General features: G+C 64.6%; 14 protein-coding genes. 10 read left to right on the top strand and 4 right to left on the bottom strand.

Going from position 1 to position 16562, the window contains the following annotated elements:
* Positions 1-52: 52 nt before the first annotated feature.
* On the bottom strand, positions 53-1006 hold the full coding sequence (gene gshB / locus ACLEJW_RS10520; protein WP_440777513.1) for a glutathione synthase: 954 nt from the start codon (positions 1004-1006) through the stop codon (positions 53-55).
* Positions 1007-1240: 234 nt separating this feature from the next.
* On the opposite strand from gshB, the gene ACLEJW_RS10515 reads away from it, so the two are divergent.
* Genes ACLEJW_RS10515 through trhA form a run of 7 tightly spaced genes read left to right on the top strand, consistent with a single transcriptional unit; the run spans position 1241 to position 10309 of the window.
* The gene (locus ACLEJW_RS10515; protein WP_145189711.1) at positions 1241-1642 is read left to right on the top strand and encodes a response regulator; all 402 of its coding nucleotides are present in this window, start codon (positions 1241-1243) and stop codon (positions 1640-1642) included.
* 45 nt (positions 1643-1687) lie between these two features.
* A complete protein-coding gene (pilH, locus tag ACLEJW_RS10510; protein WP_145189714.1) occupies positions 1688-2053 on the top strand; it encodes a twitching motility response regulator PilH in 366 nt (121 codons plus the stop codon).
* Positions 2050-2604: a chemotaxis protein CheW gene (locus ACLEJW_RS10505; RefSeq protein ID WP_145189717.1), complete on the top strand. Its 555-nt coding sequence runs from the start codon at positions 2050-2052 to the stop codon at positions 2602-2604. The genes pilH and ACLEJW_RS10505 overlap by 4 nt, the downstream gene beginning before the upstream one ends.
* 47 nt (positions 2605-2651) lie before the next feature.
* Positions 2652-4676: a methyl-accepting chemotaxis protein gene (locus ACLEJW_RS10500; RefSeq protein WP_440777576.1), complete on the top strand. Its 2025-nt coding sequence runs from the start codon at positions 2652-2654 to the stop codon at positions 4674-4676.
* 10 nt (positions 4677-4686) lie between these two features.
* Positions 4687-9183 (top strand): Hpt domain-containing protein, encoded by a 4497-nt coding sequence (locus tag ACLEJW_RS10495; protein WP_440777512.1) that lies wholly within the window; start codon positions 4687-4689, stop codon positions 9181-9183.
* Positions 9176-9634 carry a chemotaxis protein CheW gene (locus ACLEJW_RS10490; protein ID WP_145189726.1) on the top strand — a complete coding sequence of 153 codons (459 nt, stop codon included), beginning with the start codon at positions 9176-9178 and terminating at the stop codon, positions 9632-9634. Before ACLEJW_RS10495 ends, ACLEJW_RS10490 begins: the two co-directional genes overlap by 8 nt.
* 57 nt (positions 9635-9691) lie before the next feature.
* The gene (gene trhA, locus ACLEJW_RS10485) at positions 9692-10309 is read left to right on the top strand and encodes a PAQR family membrane homeostasis protein TrhA (RefSeq protein WP_313299291.1); all 618 of its coding nucleotides are present in this window, start codon (positions 9692-9694) and stop codon (positions 10307-10309) included.
* On the opposite strand, the gene ACLEJW_RS10480 is transcribed toward trhA, so the two are convergent.
* The 3 genes from ACLEJW_RS10480 to ACLEJW_RS10470 all read right to left on the bottom strand — a co-directional run bounded on the left by ACLEJW_RS10480 (position 10306) and on the right by ACLEJW_RS10470 (position 13059).
* Positions 10306-11025, bottom strand: a complete 720-nt coding sequence (locus ACLEJW_RS10480) for a 16S rRNA (uracil(1498)-N(3))-methyltransferase (protein ID WP_440777511.1) — start codon at positions 11023-11025, stop codon at positions 10306-10308. The two genes, trhA and ACLEJW_RS10480, sit on opposite strands and share 4 nt — an antisense overlap.
* A 61-nt stretch (positions 11026-11086) precedes the next feature.
* Positions 11087-12493, bottom strand: a complete 1407-nt coding sequence (locus ACLEJW_RS10475; RefSeq protein ID WP_440777510.1) for an adenosylmethionine--8-amino-7-oxononanoate transaminase — start codon at positions 12491-12493, stop codon at positions 11087-11089.
* 80 nt (positions 12494-12573) lie between these two features.
* A complete protein-coding gene (locus ACLEJW_RS10470) occupies positions 12574-13059 on the bottom strand; it encodes a hypothetical protein (protein ID WP_440777509.1) in 486 nt (161 codons plus the stop codon).
* 210 nt (positions 13060-13269) lie between these two features.
* Here ACLEJW_RS10470 and ACLEJW_RS10465 point away from each other — a divergent pair, with 210 nt between their 5' ends.
* The 3 genes from ACLEJW_RS10465 to ACLEJW_RS10455 all read left to right on the top strand — a co-directional run bounded on the left by ACLEJW_RS10465 (position 13270) and on the right by ACLEJW_RS10455 (position 16438).
* Positions 13270-15057: an FAD-dependent oxidoreductase gene (locus ACLEJW_RS10465; protein WP_440777508.1), complete on the top strand. Its 1788-nt coding sequence runs from the start codon at positions 13270-13272 to the stop codon at positions 15055-15057.
* Positions 15058-15273: 216 nt separating this feature from the next.
* The gene (locus tag ACLEJW_RS10460) at positions 15274-15825 is read left to right on the top strand and encodes a cytochrome b (RefSeq protein ID WP_313299305.1); all 552 of its coding nucleotides are present in this window, start codon (positions 15274-15276) and stop codon (positions 15823-15825) included.
* A gap of 34 nt (positions 15826-15859) precedes the next feature.
* Positions 15860-16438 carry a YceI family protein gene (locus ACLEJW_RS10455; RefSeq protein ID WP_313299309.1) on the top strand — a complete coding sequence of 193 codons (579 nt, stop codon included), beginning with the start codon at positions 15860-15862 and terminating at the stop codon, positions 16436-16438.
* The last annotated feature ends 124 nt before the right edge of the window (positions 16439-16562 follow it).

Raw genomic sequence — 16562 nt, 5'->3', positions numbered from 1 at the left:
TTGTGGGCTGGGCATCATACCTCACTCTGGCAGGGTTGCCGTGGGTCGGTGGTCAGCGGGCCTTGAGCTGGCGATCAATGGCATCCATCAGCTTGCCGCCGATGTCGGTGTCATAGGCCGCGTCGATTTCGCGGATGCAGGTCGGGCTGGTGACGTTGATTTCGGTGAGGTAGTCGCCGATCACGTCGAGGCCCACGAACAGCAGGCCCTTCTCGCGCAACACGGGGCCGACCTGGGCGGCGATCCAGCGGTCGCGCTCGGTCAGCGGCCGTGCTTCGCCGCGCCCGCCGGCGGCCAGGTTGCCGCGGGTTTCGCCGCTGGCCGGGATACGCGCCAGGCAGTAGTCGACCGGCTCGCCGTCGATCATCAGGATGCGCTTGTCGCCATCGACGATCTGCGGCAGGTATTCCTGCGCCATGATCTGCTGGGTGCCGTGCTGGGTCAGGGTCTCGAGAATCACCGAGAGGTTCGGGTCGTCCTTGCGGTGACGGAACACCGAGGCGCCGCCCATGCCGTCCAGCGGCTTGAGGATGACGTCGCCACGGCTGTTGGCGAACTCGCGCAGGATATCGACCCGGCGGCTAACCAGGGTGGGCGCCATGCACTGGGCAAACTGGGTGGCGAACAGCTTCTCGTTGCAGTCGCGCAAGCTTTGTGGTCGGTTGACCACCAGCACGCCCTCGCGCTCGGCCTGCTCGAGCAGGTAGGTGCTGTAGACGAATTCCATGTCGAAGGGCGGGTCCTTGCGCATCAGGATCACGTCCAGCTCCGCCAGGGCGGCGTCCTGCTCCTCGCCCAGCTCGAACCAACGCGCCGGATCGGCGAAGACTTTCAGCGCACGCATCTGCCCACGCGCCTGGCCTGCGCCCAGGTAGAGATCACGCTGCTCCAGGTAGAACAGCTCCCAGCCGCGGGCCTGGGCGGCCAGCAGCATGGCCAGCGAGCTGTCCTTCTTGTAGGAGATGGACCCGATCGGGTCCATGACAATGCCGAGGCGAACGCTCATGGGGAGTTCCTCTTGGCGGCCGTTGGCCGCAGTGAATCGAAAGAAAAGTGGCTCAGGGTGGCGCTGTCCGCGCCACCGGTCAAGGGCCGGGGGGCCCCAGGCGGCAAGTGGCAAGCGATGAGCTGCAAGAAAAAGCGGGGCGGCGTCCGCAGCGGATTTTTCTTGCAGCTTATCGCTTGGCGCTTCAAGCTTGCAGCTTGCAGCGCCAACGACGATCCTGACGGGTAGGGCTCTATGGAACAACCTCTGAAGGTGATGGTGATCGACGATTCCCGCACGATCCGCCGCACCGCGCAGATGTTGCTCGGCGAAGCGGGCTGCGAGGTGATCACCGCCAGTGATGGCTTCGATGCCCTGGCCAAGATCGTCGATCACCAGCCGCAGATCATTTTCGTCGACGTACTCATGCCGCGTCTTGACGGCTATCAAACCTGCGCGGTGATCAAGCACAACAGTGCCTACCAGGACATTCCGGTGATTCTGCTGTCCTCGCGCGATGGCCTGTTCGACAAGGCTCGCGGCCGGGTGGTCGGTTCCGATCAGTTCCTGACCAAACCATTCAGCAAGCAAGAACTGCTCGACGCGATCAGGGCCCACGTGCCCGGTTTCGCCGTGCCCGAACAATCCGCACCCTGACCGCGCTACGCTGGCGCGGCCTCAATTGCCTGATGGGGAAACAGCATGGCCCGAGTTCTGATTGTCGACGACTCGCCGACAGAGATGTACAGATTGACCGGATGGCTGGAGAAGCATGGTCACCAGGTGCTCAAGGCCAACAATGGTGCCGACGGTGTCGCCCTGGCCCGCCAGGAACGCCCCGACGCGGTACTGATGGACATCGTGATGCCCGGCATGAACGGCTTCCAGGCCACTCGCCAGTTGAGCAAAGACCCGGAAACCAGCGCCATTCCCGTGGTGGTGGTGACCACCAAGGACCAGGAAACCGACCGCATCTGGGCCACTCGCCAAGGTGCGCGGGACTTCCTCACCAAGCCGGTGGAAGAAGACGCGCTGATCGCCAAGCTCAAAGAGGTGCTGGGCGCTTGACCACGCGCCCGCAAGGCGCGTCGCTGACCGCCTTCGAGCTGTTGCTGGACATCGACCGGCGCTGCCGCCTGCTGGTCGCCGACCAGCCGCCCCAGGACACTCGCCTGCAGCAGTGGAGCGGCATTGGTTTTCGCATCGCCGGGCAATGGTTCGTCGCGCCCATGGGTGAGGTCGCCGAGGTGTTGCGTGAACCGCGCAGCAGCCGGGTGCCGGGCGTCCAGCCGTGGGTCTGTGGCGTGGCCAACCTGCGCGGTCGGCTGTTGCCGGTGATGGACCTGAGCAGTTTTTTCGGTCTAGGTCCGGCGGCGCCTGGCAAACAGCGCCGGGTACTGGTGCTCGACCATGAAGACCTGTTCGTCGGCCTGTTGGTCGACGAGGTGCTGGGCCTGCAGCATTTCGACCTCAGCAGCCTGCAACTGGCGCCGCCGCAGCCGTTACTGCGAGCCGCCACGCGCTACGTGCAGGGGCATTTCCCGCGCGAGCGCAACTGGGCGATCTTCAGCCCCTTCGCCCTGGCCCAGGCGCCGGGGTTTCTTGACGTGGCGCTATAGGACTCTGCAACGTGAACCAGCCGGCCATCCCCGTCGCCCCCGCCAGCATGACCCCGCGCACGCGCAGCATCGTGCAGATCACCGTGCTGTTCGTGATCCTGATCCTGTCGATCATCCTGCTGTTCGCCAACTTCGCCTACCTCAACACCCAGGCCAACCACGACAAGCAATACATCGGCCACGCCGGCGAGTTGCGCGTGTTGTCCCAGCGCATCGCCAAGAACGCCACCGAAGCGGCGGCAGGCAAGGCGCTGGCGTTCAAGCTGCTGGCCGATGCGCGCAACGACTTCGAACGGCGCTGGAGCTACCTGTGTGAAGGCGACCCGTCCACGGGCCTGCCGGCCGCGCCGGCTGCGGTACGCGACGAAATGCAAGCGGTCGGCCAGGACTGGGAAAACCTGCGCAAGAACACCGATACCATCGTTGCCAGCGAGCAGACCGTGCTGTCGTTGCACCAGGTCGCGGCGACCCTGGCCGAGACCGTGCCGCAGTTACAGGTCGAATACGAGAAAGTGGTCGAAATTCTGCTGCAAAGCGGTGCCCCGGCCAACCAGGTGGTGGTCGCCCAGCGCCAGTTGCTGCTGGCCGAACGCATTCTCGGCTCGGTCAACACGGTGTTGGCCGGCGATGACAGCGCGGCCCAGGCGGCCGACACCTTCGGCCGCGACGCCAGCCGCTTCGGCCAGGTGCTCGAGGGCATGCTCGGCGGCAACCCGGCGATCCAGGTGACCCGCGTCGAGGATGCCGATGCCCGTGCACGACTGGCGGAGATCGCCGAGCTGTTCCAGTTCGTCTCTGGCTCGGTCGACGAAATTCTCGAAACCTCGCCCGAGCTGTTCCGCGTAAGAGAGGCGGCGGGCAACATCTTCAGCCTGTCGCAGACCCTGCTCGACGAGGCTTCGCACCTGGCCAACGGTTTCGAGAACCTGGCCGGGGGGCGCACGCTGGATACCGCGGGTGGTTATGCGCTGGGCCTGCTGGCGCTGGCTTCGATCATCCTGATCGGCCTGGTGATGGTACGCACCACCCACCGGCAGTTGCGCGAAACCGCCGAAAAGAACGAACGCAATCAGCAGGCGATCATGCGCCTGCTCGATGAGATCGAAGAGTTGGCCGATGGTGACCTGACCGTCACCGTGTCGGTGACCGAGGACTTCACCGGGGCCATCGCCGATTCGATCAACTACTCGGTCGACCAATTGCGCGATCTGGTGGCCACCATCAATCATAGTGCCGAGCAGGTCGCGGCGGCCGTGCAGGACACGCAGAACACCGCGCGCCAGTTGGCCAAGGCGTCGGAGCATCAGGCCGAACAGATCAGCGAGGCTTCCGAGGCGGTCGGTGACATGGTCGAATCGATCGACCGGGTTTCTGCCCACGCCTATGAGTCGGCCAAGGTCGCCGAGCGCTCGGTGGCCATCGCCAACAAAGGTAACGAGGTGGTGCACAACACCATCGACGGGATGGACAACATTCGCGAGCAGATCCAGGACACCGCCAAGCGGATCAAGCGCCTGGGCGAGTCTTCCCAGGAAATCGGCGACATCGTCAGCCTGATCGACGACATTGCCGACCAGACCAACATCCTCGCCCTCAATGCGGCGATTCAGGCATCGTTGGCGGGCGAGGCCGGACGAGGTTTCGCCGTGGTCGCCGACGAGGTGCAACGCCTGGCCGAACGTTCGTCGTCAGCCACCCGGCAGATCGAGGCCCTGGTGCGCACCATCCAGGCAGACACCAACGAAGCGGTGATCTCCATGGAGCAGACCACCGCCGAAGTGGTGCGCGGTGCGCGGCTGGCGCAGGATGCCGGGGTAGCCCTGGCCGAGATCGAAGGGGTGTCGCAGAACCTGGCTGAACTTATCCACAGCATCTCTGATGCTGCCCAGCTGCAGACGTCTTCGGCAGGGCAGATTTCCCACACCATGGCGGTGATCCAGCAGATCACCGCGCAGACCTCTGCAGGCTCCGGCGCTACCGCCGACAGCATCCGCCATCTGGCACGCATGGCCAGCGAGATGCGGCGCTCGGTCTCGGGCTTCACCCTGCCGGCCCCTGCCGAGCGCAGTTGAGGATGACCCCATGGCTTCAGCCGTAATAAGCCCCGAGCGCCACGATACCGTGGCCCTGGCCTGGACCCGCGCGGCGATTTTCGACTGCCTGAGCCAGGCCCGTCAGGCCCTGGAGCGCTTTGCTGGCGATACTGGCGATGTGTCGATGCTGGCCTTCGTTGTGGATAACCTGCACCAGGTGCACGGCTGCTTGCGCATGCTGCAGCTACGCGGTGCCACGCGCCTGGCCGAAGAGCTGGAACTGCTGGCCAAGGCGTTGGCCGATGGCCAGGTCAGCCCGCGTGGCGACTGCCTGGGGCCGCTGTTTCGTGGCCTTGAGCAGTTGCCTGCGTACCTGGAGCGTTTGCGCGGTGCTCGCCACGACCTGCCGTTGGTGATGCTGCCGCTGCTCAACCAACTGCGTGCCTGCCGCGGCGTCGAGCCGTTGGCCCAGGCCAGCCTGATCAGCGACGCCACGCAGGGCTTGGCCGGCGCCGCGGACCTGGCGAATCTCGATCTGTCGCTGGGTAACTGGCGCGAGCAGATGCAAGCCGGGCCCGGCCGGGATGCCCTGCGCTCGGTGATCACTGCCCTGTGCGACGACCTGATGCGAATCAAGGAGCGTCTGGATCAGTTCGTGCGCGGCGATCGCCAGCACAACGAAGACCTGGATGAGTTGCTCGCGCCGCTGCGCCACGTTGCCGACACCTTGGCGGTGCTGGGATTTCAGCAGCCGCGCCGAGTGATCATCGATCAGGTGCTGGCGCTGCAAGCCCTGGCGCAGGGCGAGCGGGTGGTCGCCGACGCGGTGCTGATGGATGTCGCCGGCGCGCTGTTGTACGTGGAGGCCACCCTCAACGGCATGGTCCTGCCGCTCGAAGAAAGCGCGCAGGGGCCGATGCCCGGCTCCGATCTCGGCGAGATCCGCCAGCTGGTGCTGAATGAATGCCTGGTGGTATTGCAGCAGGCCAAGGACCTCACCGGCGATTGCCTGGAATCGGGCTGGCCGCGCCAGCACCTGCAACCGCTGCCTGGGCTGTTGCTGCAAGTGCGCGGGGCCTTGGCCATGCTGATGCTGCCGGCCGCCGCCGAGGTCTTCGCCGGTTGTGCAGACTATGTGCAGGGCTGGCTGCAACAGCCCCAACTGCAGCCGCCGACAGCAGAGCTCGACCACCTGGGCGACGCGCTCAGTGCCGCTGAATGTTACCTGCAGTGGCGAGTGGCTGACCCCTTGGCTGACGCTCAGCGTTTTCTCGACCTCGCGCGCAATAGCCTGGTCGCGCTCGGCGTGCGCAGCTGCCCTGGCGATCCACTCGATCCACAGCCAGGCAGTGAGGGCGGCGACGACGATCGGCTCGACCCGCAGCTGCTGGACATTTTCAGCACCGAGGCGCAAGAGCACCTCGCCAGCCTGGCTGCCTTTCTGCACGGCGCCGACGGCCAGGGCAGCGAGGTCAGCGACGAGCTGCAACGGGCCTTGCACACCCTCAAGGGCAGCGCGGCGATGGCCGGTGTCATGCCGATCGCCGAACTGGCCACGGCCTTCGATCGCCTGGTGCGTGAGTACCGGGACCACCAGCTACCCCTGCAAGACACAGAACTGCACTGGTTGCACAGTGCACATGCGCTGTTTTGCCGTGGCCTGGAGCAGCTGGCCAGCACCCCGCTGGCGGCCATCGCTGGCGCCGCGCAGTTGATCGAGCAGGTCAGCCAAGCCGTGGACCTGCGCCTGGCCAGCCTGCATGCCGAGCCGCAGGCTGCGCGTCAGGGCAAGCGCGATCCGCAGCTGACCGCCCGGTTTCTGGCCGAGGCAATGGATAGCCTGTCGAACGCTGAATCGCTGCTGGCACGTTGGCAGCAGCAGCCGCACCAGCGCGATGCCTTGGACAGCCTGCTCGACGAATTGACCCACCTCGGTCACGCCGCGCATCTGGCCGATTTGTGGCAGATGGACGCCGTGTGTGAGGCATTGCTGGACCTCTATGGTGCAGTCGAAGAGGGAAGCCTGGGCGCCAGCACGCCATTTTTCAACGTGGCGCAACTCGCCCATGAAGCCCTGCTCGACATGCTCGACCAAGTGGCCGCCGGACAGCAGGTCAGCCCCCGGCAGGATTGCCTGGACGCCTTGCGCGGCCTGTTGGAGGGCGCCTTGGCCGGCGACGCCATGGGCGTGGTCAGCCGTGATGGCGTGACCCCGCTCACTGACTTGGCCGATGAAGATGAAGAGGCGCAAAGCCCGGGCGATCGAGAGCTGCTGGAGGTCTTTCTCGAAGAAAGCTCCGACATCGTCGAAAGCGCCGCCGAGTCCCTGGCGCGCTGGCAGGCCGAGCCACGCAATGGCGCCGAGGTCGACAACCTGCTGCGCGACCTGCATACCCTCAAAGGCGGTGCGCGCATGGTCGAGATCGCCGCAATCGGCGACCTGGCCCATGAACTGGAGTTTCTCTACGAGCTGCTCGCCGCTGGGCGCCTACCGCCCAGCCCGGCGTTGTTCGCCTTGCTGCAGAACTGTCACGACCGCCTGGCGCACATGCTCGATGCCGTGCGCCTGGGCCAGCCGTTGCACGCTGCCACGGCGCTGATCGACTACATTCGCAATTTCAGCAGCGCCGCCCTGACCGACAGCGCCGCCGGCCAGCCGACCCTCGAGGCATCAGCCGTCGAGGTGCCGGCGACGGCGCCAGAGCGTGCCCCCGGCGACATGGTCAAGGTCGATGCCGAGCTGCTTGACGACCTGGGTAACCTGGCCGGCGAGCATTCGGTGATTCGCGGGCGTATCGAGCAGCAGGTCAACGACGCCCAGTTCGCCCTCAACGAGATGGAAACGACCCTGGAGCGCATGCGCGATCAGTTGCTGCGCCTGGACATCGAGACCCAAGGGCGCGTCAGCAGCCGCCAGGCGCTCGAAGGCGATGCCTATGAGGACTTCGATCCGCTGGAGATGGACCGCCATTCCCAACTGCAACAGCTGTCGCGAGGCCTGTTCGAGTCCGCGTCGGACCTGCTCGATCTGAAGGAAACGCTGACCCAGCGCGCCCAGGAGGCCTACAGCCTGTTGCAGCAGCAGGCGCGGGTCAACAGCCAGTTGCAGGAAGGCTTGACCGCCACCTTGATGGTGCCGTTCGAACGCCTGGTGCCGCGTTTGCAGCGCGTGGTGCGCCAAGTCGCCAGCGAGCTGGGCAAGCAGGTCGAACTGGTGGTCGGCAATGCCGAGGGCGAGTTGGACCGCAGCGTGCTCGAACGCATGGTCGCGCCCCTTGAACACATGTTGCGCAATGCCGTCGACCACGGTCTGGAGGCGCGCGATGTGCGCCTGGCCGCTGGCAAGCCGGAGCAGGGCACGATTCATCTGAACCTGCTTCATGAGGGTGCCGACATCGTCATCGAAATGTCCGATGACGGCGCGGGCGTGCCCCTGGAGGCGGTACGGCGCAAGGCGATCAAACGCGGCTTGCTGGACCCGCAGGCGCAGCTGAGCGATCACGAGATTCTGCAGTTCATCCTGCGTCCTGGCTTCTCCACCGCGCAGAAGATCACGCAGATTTCCGGACGCGGCCTGGGCATGGACGTGGTCCATGAAGAGGTCAAGCAGTTGGGCGGCTCGATGACCATCGAGTCTGCCCAGGGCAAGGGGGCGCGCTTTCTGATTCGCCTGCCGTTCACCGTGTCGATCAACCGCGCCTTGATGGTCCACCTTGGCGAGGAGCAGTACGCCATCGGCCTGAATACCATCGAGGGTATCGTGCGGGTACCGCCAGCGGAGCTGGCTGCCTGCTATGAGCAGGCTGTTCCTCGCTATGTGTATGCCGGCCATGCTTATGAACTGCGCTACCTCGGCGAATTGCTGCAGGGCTCGCCGCGCCCTGTATTGCTGGGGCAAAGCGTACCGCTGCCGGTGCTGCTGGTGCATTCGCAGGAGCAGTCCTTCGCCATTCAGGTCGACAGCCTGTCGCAGAGCCGGGAGATCGTGGTGAAGAGCCTGGGGCCGCAGTTCGCTGCGGTGGCCGGGTTATCCGGGGCGACCTTGCTCGGTGACGGGCGGGTGGTGCTGATTCTCGACCTGCTGGGCCAGCTGCGCGGTCAACAGCGGCGCTTGGCACGGTTGCCAGGCGGCAACGCTCCGCAGCGCGGCCTGCTTGGCCCGGCACCGCGCCGCGCGGCCTTGGTGATGGTCGTGGACGACTCGGTGACCGTGCGCAAGGTCACCAGCCGCCTGCTGGAGCGCCACGGCATGAGCGTACTGACCGCCAAGGACGGGGTCGATGCCATGGCCCAGTTGCAGGAACACCGGCCCGACGTGCTGTTGCTGGACATTGAAATGCCGCGCATGGACGGCTTCGAGGTTGCCACGCGCATCCGTCAAGACCCGCGCCTGCAAGACCTGCCGATCATCATGATCACCTCGCGCACCGGGCAGAAGCACCGCGACCGGGCCATGGCCATCGGGGTCAACGACTACCTGGGCAAACCTTATCAGGAGTCGGTGCTGTTGCAGAGCATCGCCCACTGGAGCCAGATCCATGCTTGAGCTGATCGCCGGACAACGCAGCAGTCTGACGGGGCTGCTGTTGCCGCTGGGCGACCGCACGCTGGTGCTGCCGAATGTCGCCGTGGTCGAGTTGATCGGCCAGCGTAACCTGCATTGCGAACCGGGCGATCCGGCCTGGCACCTGGGCTGGATCGACTGGCGCCAGCAACGGCTGCCGCTGATTGGCTTCGAGGCGGCCTGCGGCGGCGTGACAGCGTGCGGTGAGCGCGCGCGCATCGTGGTGCTCAACGCACTCGGTGACACCGGGCTGCGCTACCTGGCGGTACTGCTGCAGGACATCCCGCGTTCGTGCAAGCTGGACAGCCAGCTCAATTACGTCGATGTGCCGCTGGCGAGCCTGGAGCTGGCTGCCGTGCAGGTCGGCGAGCAGGTTGCCCGCGTCCCCGACCTGGCCGGCCTGGAAAGACTGGTACGCCAGCAGCAGCTCTGAGCGGCAGCTGCAGCTCGCCGCTTGAAACTTGCCGCGCCTCGCGCGGTCTGCTTTTCCATGTACTACGGTGAACGTTTCAATGCCTGGACCCACCTGGTGGGCGCTGTGCTGGCCTGTATCGGGGCCAGCTGGCTGATCGTCAGTGCCGGGTTGCAGGGCGATCCCTGGAAAATCGTCAGCTTTTCCATCTATGGCGGCACCTTGATGCTGCTGTACAGCACCTCCACCCTCTATCACAGCACCCGCGGGCGGGCGAAAGTGATCATGCGCAAGCTCGATCACTTGTCCATCTACCTGCTCATTGCCGGAAGCTACACACCGTTCTGCCTGGTCAGCCTGCGCGGACCGTGGGGCTGGAGCCTGTTCGGCGTGGTGTGGGGCCTGGCGGTGATCGGCATGCTGCAGGAGATCAAGCCACGCTCCGAGGCGCGCATTCTCTCGATCGTCATCTACGCCGTGATGGGCTGGATCGTGCTGGTGGCGGTCGGGCCGCTGCTGCACAAGCTGGGCAGCGCCGGCTTCATCTGGCTAGCCGGCGGTGGCGTGTTGTACACCATCGGCATCATTTTCTTCGCGCTGGACAGCCGCCTTCGCCACGCCCATGGCATCTGGCACCTGTTCGTCATCGCCGGCAGCCTCATGCACTTCGTGGCGGTTTCACTGTACGTGCGTTAGAAATCGCCCCACAACTGCTGGGCCACCGCGAGCGCCACCACCGGTGCGGTTTCGGTGCGCAACACCCGCGGACCCAGCCGTGCTGCATGGAAGCCCGCGGCCTTGGCCTGTTGCACTTCGGCCTCGCTCAAACCGCCCTCGGGGCCGATCAGGAACGCCAGCGTCGTCGGCCTGGCATGGCTGGTCAGTGGCTCGGCGACCGGGTGCAGCACCAGCTTGAGGTCGGCGTCGCTGCGCTCGAGCCATTCGGCCAGAGTCACTGGCGGATGAATTTGCGGCAGGGTCGAGCGGCCGCACTGTTCGCAGGCACTGATCGCCACCTGGCGCCAGTGTGCCAGGCGCTTGTCGGCGCGCTCGTCTTTCAACCTGACTTCACAGCGCTCGCTGACGATGGGGGTAATCGCATCGACGCCGAGCTCGGTGGCTTTCTGAATGGCCCAGTCCATGCGCTCGCCGCGCGACAGACCCTGGCCCAGGTGGACGTGCAGGGGTGAGTCCGGCTGGCCGGGGAGGGCTTGGTCGAGGCTGACGCGCACGGTCTTCTTGCCGACTTCGAGCAACCGGCCGAGGTATTCCTGACCGCTGCCGTCGAACAGTTGCACGGCATCGTCAGGGGCCATGCGCAGGACACGGCCAATGTAGTGGGCCTGGGCTTCAGGCAGGTCATGTTCACCCAGGCTCAGGGGCGCGTCGATGAAAAAGCGGGACAGTCTCATGGTTCAGCTCGGCATGTGAAATGGGCAGGGTCCCTTACGGGGACTGGCGTTTGCGCTGGATTCAGCCCGGATCGCGGAAGTCGGGGTGGAAATCGGCTGGTACTGCCACGCTGACACTGTCGCGGGTGGCAATGTCGATGCCTTCGCTGGCAACCTCGGCCAGAAAGTCGATCTGCTCCGGGGTGATCACGTAGGGCGGCAGGAAGTACACCACGCTGCCCAGCGGGCGCAGCAATGCGCCGCGGCTCAGCGCATGCTCGAAGACCTTCAGGCCGCGGCGCTCCTGCCAGGGGTAGGCGACCTTGCCGGCTTTGTCCTTGACCATCTCGATGGCCAGGGCCATGCCGGTCTGGCGGATCTCGGCGACGTGGGCATGCTCGCTCAGATGGGCAGTGGCACTGGCCATGCGCGCCGACAGGGCCTTGTTGGCCTCGATCACGTTGTCTTGCTCGAAGATATCCAGGGTCGCCAGGGCCGCCGCGCAAGCCAGTGGGTTGCCGGTGTAGCTGTGCGAATGCAGAAACGCGCGCAGGGTCGGGTAATCGTCGTAAAAAGCCTGGTACACCTTGTCGGTGGTCAGGCACGCTGCCAGCGGCAGGTAGCCACCGGTCAGTGCCTTGGACAGGCACAGGAAGTCCGGGCGGATGCCGGCTTGCTCGCACGCGAACATCGTGCCGGTGCGGCCGAAGCCCACGGCGATTTCGTCGTGGATCAGGTGCACGTCATAGCGATCGCAGGCTTCGCGCAGGAGCTTGAGATAGACCGGGTGATACATGCGCATGCCACCGGCGCCCTGGATCAGCGGCTCGACGATCACCGCCGCAAGGCTTTCGTGGTGCTCGGCCAGGGTTTGCTCCATGGCGGCGAACATGTTGCGCGAGTGCTCCTCCCAGCTCATGCCCTCCGGGCGCAGGTAGCAGTCGGGGCTGGGCACCTTGATGGTGTCCAGCAGCAACGCTTTGTAAGTCTCGGTGAACAGCGGCACATCGCCCACCGACATTGCCGCGATGGTTTCACCGTGGTAGCTGTTGCTCAGGGTGACGAAGCGTTTCTTGGCCGGCTTGCCGATGTTCTGCCAGTAGTGAAAGCTCATCTTCAGCGCCACCTCGATGCACGAGGAGCCGTTGTCGGCGTAGAACACCCGATCGAGCCCGGCTGGGGTCATGGCCACCAGGCGTTCGGACAGCTCGATCACCGGCTGATGGCTGAAGCCGGCCAGGATCACGTGCTCCAGCTGGTCGACCTGGTCCTTGATGCGCTGGTTGATGCGCGGATTGGCGTGGCCGAACACATTGACCCACCAGCTACTGACGGCATCCAGGTAGCGCTTGCCGTCGAAGTCCTCGAGCCACACGCCCTCACCGCGGCGGATCGGTATCAGCGGCAGTTGTTCGTGGTCTTTCATCTGGGTGCAGGGGTGCCACAGGACCTTGAGGTCGCGTTGCATCCACTGATCGTTGAGGCCCATCGGTACTTCTCCTGGCTTTGCAGCGTGCGTTGACCGCGTAAGCCTAAGCAATGCCAGGGGGCAGGACAACCGCCAGTGCGTCAATGGCGATTGGTGCGCGTCCATTGCAGCTTGCGCACATGCACACTGCCGGCCTCGGAAGTGGAGATGGTCAAGCGGCGAAATGGCCCGGCCAGCACCTGGTGAGAAGGCTCGCTGGCGAGCGGGCCGGGCTTGAAGTCGGTGAATCCACTGCCCGAGAGGGTCAGCCAATAGACACTGCGCCGCTCAGCGGCCACGCTCATACCGGTTTTTTGCCCCTCCGGCAGCGGTTGCTGAGCAACAGGCCATTGGCTTTGCACGTAGTATTCAAGGCGCAGGCTGGCGATCTCATGGCTGAAGCTGATTTGCACATCGCTGTGCTCGTTAATCACCAGTTCCGCGCCTGACTCGCCCGTCGCCGCCTCCCGTTGTCTGATCCAGCAGGTGCCATTGGCCGATATCTGCAAACCCGACGGCGTCGTCATGGTCTGCCTGGGGTGCAAAAACTGCGGCACCACCTGATCGAAATGCTCTTCATAGGTCATGCGCAGCTCCTTCTGTCGGTTTTATCGACGACCTCCGCTAGCTTCGCTTGGTGGCAATAGGCCTGGCTACTGGTAAAAATGCCAGTTGCGTGAAGCACTTGATATCACTGTGGTGGCAGGGTCCTGAGACCTGACGTATTCTTAACGCATCGTCTCCAGGGGCAGCCTTGCCTCTCCCATCCCCGTAATTTCAACTCGGAGTTCGCCGACATGGCTGCTGCTTGGGTGCGCCTGTGCGCGTTGGTATTGATCGGTGTGTCCAGCGGCGCCGCGCTGGCGAAGGACAAGACACCTGAGGCAATCGTGGTAGGCGGTGGACTGGCGGGCCTCACCGCAGCCTACGAACTGCAGAGCAAGGGCTGGCAGGTCACTTTGCTGGAGGCCAAGTCAGGCATGGGCGGGCGTTCGGGCCTGGCCACCAGCGAGTGGATCGGCAACGCCAAGGTGCAGCCGGTGCTCAATCAGTACATCGACCGCTTCAAGCTTGAGACGCTGCCCGCGCCAGAATTCGTGCGCACCCCGAGCTACCTGATCGACGGCGAGTACTTCAGTGCCAGCGATCTGGCGACCAAGCAACCGGCGACCGCTGAAGCGCTCAAGCGTTATGAGAAGACCCTCGACGACCTGGCCCGCTCGATCGACGACCCGCTCAACCCGCAGGCGACCAGTACGCTGTTCGCGCTCGACCAGATCAACGTGTCCAGCTGGCTCGACAAACTGCAGCTGCCGGCCACTGCCCGCCAGCTGATCAACCAGCAGATCCGTACCCGCTACGATGAGCCGTCCCGCCTCTCGCTGCTGTATTTCGCCCAGCAGAGCCGTGTCTATCGCGGCGTCAGCGACCGCGACCTGCGTGCCGCGCGACTGCCAGGCGGCAGCCCGGTGCTGGCCCAGGCGTTCGTCAAGCAGTTGAAGACCATCAAGACCAGCGCACCGGTCACGGCCATCGTGCAGGACAAGGACGGGGTAACGGTCAAGGCCGGTACCACTGACTACAAGGCCGATTATGCAGTGGTGGCGGTTCCGCTGCGGGCGCTGGCCAAGATCCAGATGAGCCCGATGCTCGACACCAAGCATGTGGCGGCGCTGCGCGGGACCAACTACGGCTGGCGCGACCAGCTGATGCTGAAGTTCAAGCAGCCGGTTTGGGAAAGCCGGGCGCGCATGTCGGGCGAGATCTTCAGCAATACCGGGCTTGGCATGCTGTGGATCGAACCTGCGCTCAAGGGGGGCGCCAACGTGGTAGTCAACCTGTCTGGTGACAACGCGCGGCTGCTGCAGGCCTTCGGCGACAAGCAAATGGTCGATCAGGTGCTGATCCGCCTGCACGCCTTCTATCCACAGGCCCGCGGTGCCTTCACGGGCTATGAGGTCAAGCGCTACAGCGTCGACGCCGGCACCGGCGGCGCCTATCTGGCCTATGGCCCGGGCCAGATCAGCAAGTACTGGCGCCTCTGGGAGCGGCCGGTGCAACGCGTAGCCTTCGCCGGGGAACACACCGACGCGATGTATCCAGGGACGCTCGAAGGCGCCTTGCGCAGCGGTCAGCGCGCCGCCGGACAAGTGCAGGAGCTGCTGGCCGGCAAGTCGTTCGACCCGGTCAGCGCCACGGCCGTCGCGGCAGCTGCTGCGACGGGTGCGGTGGCGGCGAAGAAGGACAGTGGCGGGTTCTTCTCGCGCCTGTTCGGGAGCGCCGACAAAGCTGAAGCGAAGCCAGCGGTGCTGACCCAGGCTGAGCAGGCGGCCCCGGCCCCGGCCCCGGCTTCAGCCCCAGCCCCAGCACCAGTAGCGGCGCCTGCTCCGGCCCCTGCGCCGGCGGCCGTGGTCAAGCAAGCGCCGGCCAAGACTGCCTCGGCCAAGACGCCTGCAGCCAAGCCTGCACCTGCGCACAAACCTGCGGCGAAACCTGCGCATAAGCCAGCGCAGCCGAAGAAGGCCACGGTCAAGACCGAGCCTGCGAAAAAACCGGCGGCCAATACGCAAGCCAAGGCCAACTGATCAGCGGTCAGCGCCTCATGGCGGCGGCGCATGCCGTCGCCATGCCGGCGCAACCGTGACAGCGTTTAATTCCCCGACTATCGTTAACGTTTCCTTAATAGGAAGCACACACACTAACTATCGGATTTCTCGATTATCCGAAGCAATTTTTTAAGCTTTATTTCGATACGTTTGGCGTTAGTCTGTGCACAGCTTTCACGGGGAAACACGCTCATCATGCAATTGCGCAATTCACCTTCACGTTATGGTGCGGTCAGCATCGCCCTGCACTGGGCGGTTGCACTCGCTGTATTCGGGTTGTTTGGCCTGGGCTTGTGGATGGTCGGTCTCGACTACTATGACCCCTGGCGAAAGGCGGGCCCCGATCTGCACAAAAGCATAGGCCTGACCTTGCTGGCGGTGATGGTGTTGCGTGTGCTTTGGCGATTCATCAGCCCGGCTCCGCCAGCACCTGCCAGCCATGGCGCCTTCACCCGCGTTGCCGCCAAGTTGGGTCACCTGGCGCTGTACCTGGGATTGTTCGCAGTGATGATCGCCGGCTACCTGATCTCCACCGCCGACGGCGTTGGCATTCCGGTATTCGGTCTGTTCGAAGTGCCGGCGCTGATCAGCGACCTGCCCGACCAGGCCGATGTGGCCGGGGTGATCCACTTGTGGTTGGCCTGGGGTTTGGTGATCTTCGCCGTATTGCATGCCCTGGCTGCCTTGAAGCACCATTTCATCGACCGTGACGCGACCCTCAAGCGCATGCTGGGCCGCAAAGCTTGATTCTCAACCTCAATTGCAAAGGAAGGAAGTAAGGATGTTGAAAAAGACTTTTGCCGCCCTGGCCCTCGGTACCGCCCTGTTGTCCGCAGGCCAGGCCATGGCCGCCGAGTACAAGATCGACAAGGAAGGCCAGCACGCGTTCGTCGACTGGAAGATCAGCCACTTGGGCTACAGCTTCATCCACGGCACGTTCAAGGACTTCAGTGGCGACTTCAGCTGGGACAGCGCCAAGCCTGAGGCCAGCAAGATCAACGTTGACCTGAAAACCGCCAGCCTGTGGTCCAACCATGCCGAGCGTGACAAGCACATCGCCAGCAAGGACTTCCTGGATGTCAGCAAGTACCCGGATGCCAAATTCGTCTCCACCAGCGTCAAGTCCACCGGCGAGAAGACCGCTGATGTCACCGGTGACCTGACCCTGCACGGCGTGACCAAGCCGGTGACCTTCAAGGCCACCTTCAATGGCGAAGGCAAAGATCCATGGGGCGGCGAGCGCGCCGGTTTCAACGCCAAGACCACGCTGAACCTGAACGACTTCGGCATCAAAGGTCCAGGCCCGACTTCGCAGACGCTGGATCTGGATATCAGCCTGGAAGGCGTCAAGCAGAAGTAATTCTGCTGCTAGGGAGAACCCTGTGCAGGCCTGCCTGCTCAGGGTTTTTTTGTGTTCGCCACAGCGTTTTCTGCGCCGACGAGACCGAGCGCCGCCCACGCGGCGCATCGCGAGCTGCGCTCGC

This window comes from Pseudomonas sp. SMSB3 (assembly GCF_052041965.1).
Classification (GTDB): domain Bacteria; phylum Pseudomonadota; class Gammaproteobacteria; order Pseudomonadales; family Pseudomonadaceae; genus Aquipseudomonas.
The sequence above is the reverse complement of the archived record's forward strand: the minus strand, read 5'-3'. Positions and strand labels throughout refer to the sequence as shown.